This window comes from Trueperaceae bacterium (genome assembly GCA_031581195.1).
GTDB lineage: Bacteria > Deinococcota > Deinococci > Deinococcales > Trueperaceae > SLSQ01.
Genome location: JAVLCF010000122.1, coordinates 1 through 6,585, shown reverse-complemented (window position 1 = coordinate 6,585; position 6,585 = coordinate 1). Strand labels below are relative to the sequence as shown.

Below are 6,585 nucleotides of genomic sequence, written 5' to 3'. Positions count from 1 at the left end.
GCCGACGTCCCCGACGCCCAACACGGACTCATCCGCAGCGAAACGAGCTTCGGAGGCGGCAAGACGCACGGCCTCATCGCCGCCTACCACCTCGCCCGAGGGGCGCGCCCCGGCAACCTCGACGAGTTCGTCGACGCGAGCCTCCTTCCCGACGCGTGCCGTGTCGCCGCGATCGTCGGGGACGTCCTCGATCCCGTCAACGGCGTCTCCACCAACGGCCAGACCACCTACACCCTCTGGGGTGAGATCGGCCAGCAACTCGGACGCGACGCGTACGCCATCCTCGAGGAGAGCGACCGCCAGCGCACCGCCCCCGGGAAGGAGGCGCTCGAGCGAGCGTTCGACGGCCAACCGACGCTGATCATCATCGACGAGATCGCGCAGTACCTCCGTGCTCTCGCCTCCTCGGGAAGCGAAGACGTCCGCAGGCTCGCCGAAGCCCTCCCCGTCTTCCTGAAGAACCTCCTCGAGGTCGCCGCCTCCAACGAGCACGTCGTCGTCATCCTCACGCTCGCGACCGCAAAGGACGCCTTCGGATCCGAGACCGACGCGCTCGACACCCTGACCCAGGACGCGCACGCCGACGCCGAAGCCGCCCTCGACAAAGTCGTCAACGAAACCACCAGCGTCGTCTCCCGGTTCACGAGCGGCGGGTCAGTCGTCAAACCCGCCGAGGACGTCGAAATCGGGCACATCCTCAAGCGCCGCCTCTTCGAGCGCATCGACGGCGCCGCCGCCGAGGAGGCGGCCCAGCGCTACCAGACCCTCTACGAGACCCTCACCGCCCACAACGAAAGCCTCGCAGGTGGAGCCGACCGGCCCGTCGAGTACGCCCGCAGCGTCCACACCAGTTACCCGTTCCATCCCGAACTGATTCGCGTCCTCGACCAACGCCTCGGCACCATCCCCGGCTTTCAGCGTGCGCGTGGCGCCCTCAAGCTCCTGGCCGAGGCCGTCGCGGGCATTTGGAGCGATCAGGTCGATCTCCCCATCATCAACGTCGGCGACCTGCACTACGAGAACCCCGCCGTCCTCGCGCACGTCACCACCAACCTCGGGCGCGACGCGTTCGAAGGGGTCGCGAAGAGCGATTTCCTCGGACCCAACTCCCACGCGCACGCGATCGACCAGAACCACCTCGCGGGCAAGGGCGCCATCGCACGCCGAGCCGCCGGCGCCGTCTTCACGCACAGCCTCGAACTGCAAGCCAGCGCCGGTGCCGGGCGTCCCGAAGTCATCCTCGGCACCCTTCGCCCCGGGGAACGCGCCGACGTTGCCATCGAGGCGCTCGCGGCCCTCGACAAGACCGCCTGGTACCTCGATTACGACAACCTCCGCTACCGCTTCAAGACCGAACCGAACCCCAACGCCATCGTCGCCGCGGAGGAACACAACCTCACGAACACCCTCGTCGCCAACGAGATGCGCCACCGCATCGAGGAGGCCTTCCCCACCGAAAACCCTCTCCACGTCATCCACTTCCCCACGGGCCCCGAGAGCCTCTCCGACACCCCCCAGAAGCTCCGCCTCGCGATCCTCCATCACGACGATCTCGCCGTCGAGTCCGGCGACGCGCCCCCCGCCCTGCTGATCGACATGCTCGGGAAGACCGGCACGTCGCTCGCCACGCGCGTCAACCGCAACGCCGTCGCGTTCCTCGTCGCCGACAGGACCCAGATCGCGAACTACCGCAACGCCGTGGCCTGGGACATGGCCGCCCACGCCGTCGTCGACGACGCCGCGCGCATGCAGCAGTTCGACGAACCCATCCGCAAGAAACTCCACAACCTGGCCGATCAAAGCAAGATCAACGCCCGCGTCGCCCTCGGTCGCTGCTACAAGCACCTGTACGTCCCCAGCAGCGACAGGGCCACCGGGTACCTCCAGCACGAGGAGCTCTCCCCGCAGTCGCAAGGGGACGTCAAGACCAAACAGACCAGCGTCATCCGCGCGTACCTCGAACAAATCAACAAGATCCAGACCGCCGACATGGGCGTGCAGTACGTGCAGGCCAAGGCGTGGCCCAAGGACGCGAGCCACGTCGCGACGCAGGCCATGCTCGAACGCTTTTGGCACGACCACGGCCTGCCCCTGGTCCTCAACAGCAACCTGCTGACCGCCGCCATTCGACAGGGCGTGAAGAGCGAAAGCTGGGTCTACTACGACGCCGACACGAAGACCGCCAGCACCGCAAGCGACCCACCCCCGAAGGTCACGATCAGCGACGCGACGTACCTCTACACGCCCGAGGCGGCGCAGGAGGCGGGGCTGCTCCAGAAGCCCGTCCGGGTGGCCGACGTGACCAACGTCCTCGCCACCTCGAACCGCATCAGCGGCAGCGACCTGCGCACCCAACTCGAAGCCCGCCTCGGTGGGGAACCGAAGAAAGGCGAGGTCCTGAGCGCCCTCAAGAACGCTGCGCAAGGCGGAGAGAACGCACGTGCGTTCGTCGTCCACGGCGATCCCCAAGCGGGCGCCAAGCCACTCACGCCCAGCGAGATCGAACGCACCGGTCTGGACGACCTCCAGGTGCTGACCAAAGCCGAAGCCGACGCGATCGGCCTGGATCTCGGGGCACGCGTCGTCGGGCCACGGCCCGTCGAAGCGAACGGCGCGATCGGGCAAGCCTTCCAGACCGTCCTCAACCAGGTCGAGGACGCGCAATGGCCCGACGGCATTCGGACCCTCGCCATCACCGCGACCGCGGACGTCGACACCGGCATCACACCCATCCAGGAGCTCCACCAAGCGCTCACGATGCTGCCCACCTTCGAGCGCCGCGTCGACCTCGAACTCGACTTCGACTTCGCGCCCCTGCAAGGCAGCGGCGAGGTGAACGTCAGCGGTACCTCGGCGGACCTCGAGAAGGTCGAAGACGCCCTCTTCGCCCTCGCCGACAAAGCCGCTGGAGTCGATGGACGCTTCACGCTCGAGATCGTCTTCGACGAGCCCGTCGCGCACGACGGCGACCCCATCGAGCGCCTCCGCAAGATCCTTCTCAAGCAGCAACCCGGTCACGTGACCGTGAAGGCCCACCCGTGAACCGCAACGGACTCGCCAACGGCAAGCGCGGCACTCGCTCGTTCCAACTCACCGTGCACCCCGAACGAGAAGGCTTCGCGGTCGCCCTCCTTGAAACGAGTGCCCAAGACCGCACCACGGACGTCGTCGCCAAAGCCACGAAACGGCGGACGAGCGAGTTGACGGGGGCCCTCCAGCGAGCCCTCACGAAAAGCGGGCACGCCCGAACCGTCCTCACGCCGCGCCGGAAGAAACCGATCCCCATCCACGAGGACGAAGGCGTCCGCCTCGCCCTCGCCATGCTCGCCACGGAACCCGTCCGAAAGGGCCGCCGCAAGACCACCCTGCTCACCGCCGTCGACACCATGGCGACCGAGGAAGCCTACTACTGGTACGCAAAATGCGTCGGCCAGGACCGCCCCCGCGCCCAACGAGCCCTACGGCTCCTCCTGGCGGAGGAATGACCATGACCACCCGACCCCGCGTCCTCATCGAAGACTGGCTCCCCGTAAAGGCGCTTGGTATCGAGAGCCGCCGAGAGTCTGCTCCCATTCCAGGGCAGTTCCCGAAACTCAAGACGTTGCACGTCTGGTGGGCCCGACGGCCGCTCGCGGCGAGCGCGGGGGCCGTTCTCGGAAGCGTCATGCCTGCCTGGAGCGAGTCTCTTGCCGAGTCCTACCCCGAAGAGGAGCGGCTTGCCTCTCGCGACGCGTACCATGCTTGGTTCCACCGGCTTTGTGGAATCCTCGGAGATCCGGTATCCGCGTCCGAGGCGACCAAGGCTGCCATCGAGCGCGGCGAGCGAATCGCGAATCCCTACACGTACAAACAGGCGTTCAAGAACTCGCCAGAGACGACGGACCTCGACGTACTCCATCGCATACTGACGTCGACTTGGGGAGCCATGCCCAGTCTGATCGACCCAACGGCCGGCGGGGGATCCATTCCATTCGAGGCAACGCGATACGGGATCTCGACCACTGCCAACGATCTCAACCCCGTCGCCTCGGCTGTCCTAAGGGCTGGGGTGGCAACCCCAAGCAAACACGGACCTGAACTCAGAGCGAATCTCGAGCGATGGGGCTCCATTCTCACCGAGCGGATCACGACCGCCATGCAATGGTTTTTCCCAACCGTTCACGAAGGTGAGCTTGCCGCGACCTTCCTGTTCGCAAGAAGCATTGCGTGTCCACGAACCGGGAAACCCGTGCCCCTTGCCCCCAATTGGTGGCTCCGCAAGGACAAGGGCGGCGTCGCCGTGCGTCTCGTCACGGAACGCAACGGCCGACCACTCGACGATCCGGAGTTCGAGATCGTCACCGGCAAGGACATCGACTTCGATCCGGACGACGGAACCGTCGCCCACGGCACCGGCGTCAGCCCTTGGGACGGTCTCGCCATCGATGGCGATTACATCAAGAAGGAAGCGCAAGAGGGGCGCATGGGAAGCATCCTCTACGCCGTCGCGACGCGGACCGGGAAGAGGCGCGGGTTCCGGGCTCCGACCCGGACGGACCTCGATGCGCTCGCAGCGGCGGAGGCGACCCTCGAGGACAAGCTGCCGGAATGGCTCGCCTCGGACGTGATCCCGAGGGAGGCCGTACCTGAGGGCAACGACTCGCGCCCACACCAGTACGGAATGTCGTACTGGCGCGACATGTTCTCACCCAGGCAACTCCTCGTGCACGGCACGTTCGTCGAGGAGTTCCGCAAGTTGATTCCCGAAGTCCGCAGCGAGGTCGACGACGACGACCGCGCCAACGCCATCCTTGCGCTGCTGACGATGATGCAAGGGAAAGCGCTGAACTACAACTCGCGTATGAGCGTATGGCATCCAACGCGAAACTCCATGGCCAATACGTTCGATCGGCATGACTTCTCGTTCAAGTGGACGCACGGAGAGTTCGAAGGCGCACGCGAGCTCTACCCCTGGACCCTCAGCCAACTCCTCGACGCTTACGAAGGGATTGCAGCGCTCCTCCCGCCATCGGACGAGGGCTCCAGTTACGCTGTCGAACTCGAACACCCCGTCCCAGGCCCGATCGACACTCGGCAAGGCAACGCCGCCAACCTCGACGGGATTCCCGACGGATCGCAACACGCGATCGTCGTGGATCCGCCCTACTACGACAACGTCATGTACGCCGAGTTGAGCGACTACTTCTACGTCTGGGAGAAACGCACTCTCGGCCTCATCTGGCCCGAGTTCTTCGAGGACGATCTCGCCGACAAAAAGAACGAAGCCGTCGCCAACCCCGCCCGCTTCAAATCCGCCGGACGTCGAAAGAACGAGCTCGCGACCGCCGACTACGAAGCGAAGATGACCGCCATCTTCGAAGAGGCGCACCGCGTCCTCCACGACGACGGCGTCCTCACCGTCATGTTCACGCACAAGAAGGCCGAAGCCTGGGACACCCTCGGCACCTCGCTCATGGACGCCGGCTTCACGATCGAAACCTCCTGGCCCGTCCCCACCGAATCGGAAAACAGCCTCCACCAAGCGAAGAAGAACGCCGCGCAATCCACCATCTTCCTCGTCTGCCGCAAACGCCAGGCACGCGGCGATGACGTCACCTTCTTCGACGACATCGAGAGCGACGTCCGGCACGCGGCCCGCGACGCACTCGCGCGCTTCACCGAGTTCGGGATCGACGGCGTCGACCTGCTCCTCAGCACGTACGGACCCGCCCTGTCCGTCATCTCCAGCCACTGGCCCGTCTACTCCAGCGAGATCGACCCCGATACCGGCGACAACCGGCGCCTCAAACCCGAGGAGGCGCTCGACGCCGCCCGCGAAGAACTCGTCACGCTCCAACGCTCCCGCCTGATCGGGCGCGCCGCCAACCTCGACGCGTACACCGACTTCACGCTCCTCGCCTGGGAGACCTTCAAGGCCCGCGAGTTCCCCTACGACGAAGCGCGTCGCCTCGCGCTCGCCGTCGGTGGCCTCGACGTGGACATCCTGACCAAAGCCAAGCTCCTGACGAAGAAGTCCGGCAGCGTGACGCTCCTCGAACCCCACCAGCGCGTCCGGAGGCGCGGCGAGGCCAACGCTGCCCTTCCAGGCGTACACCTCGACGCGGACGCGTTCGAACACGTGATCGACGCCGTCCACACGGCCCTCTACGTCACGCGACAGGATGGCGGCGCCACGGCCCGCGACTGGCTGGAACGACGCGGCCTCGCGAAGGACGCGCGCTTCCTCGCGACCGTCCAGGGGCTCGTCAACGCGATCCCGCGAACGAAGAAACAGGGCGCGTGGGTGGTTCCCGAGGCGGGCGCCCTCGACGAACTCGCCGTGTTCCTCGAAGGGATCGACGTTCCCGAGGCGCACGAACCGAGGGAGTCCGAGCAGGGCGGGATCGACTTCGGTGAAGGAGGAAGCGTGGCGTGACGCCCGCCGGCTTCCAAGATCCGGGGTTCGACTTCGCGTTGACCTACGGCGCGGAAACCGATCGGTTGCGCGGCTTCTTCATCCCCAGCCTCTCGCGCGCCGTGCAGTACGACCGCGCCACCGGCTACTTCACGTCCTCCGCGCTCGTCAGCGTCGCTCGCGGACTCGCG

3 protein-coding genes are annotated in these 6,585 nt (G+C 66.3%); all 3 read left to right on the top strand.

Translation table 11 applies throughout. From position 1 onward, the window contains the following. A partial coding sequence (locus tag RI554_09900) for a DUF499 domain-containing protein (protein ID MDR9392327.1) occupies positions 1 to 3,042 on the top strand: 3,042 nt, incomplete at its 5' end. Further along, a complete protein-coding gene (locus RI554_09895; GenBank protein ID MDR9392326.1) occupies positions 3,039 to 3,485 on the top strand; it encodes a hypothetical protein in 447 nt (148 codons plus the stop codon). The genes RI554_09900 and RI554_09895, both read left to right, overlap by 4 nt. Positions 3,486 to 3,487: 2 nt before the next feature. Then, entirely contained in the window at positions 3,488 to 6,415 is a 2,928-nt protein-coding gene (locus tag RI554_09890; protein MDR9392325.1) for a DUF1156 domain-containing protein, read from the top strand. The last annotated feature ends 170 nt before the right edge of the window (positions 6,416 to 6,585 follow it).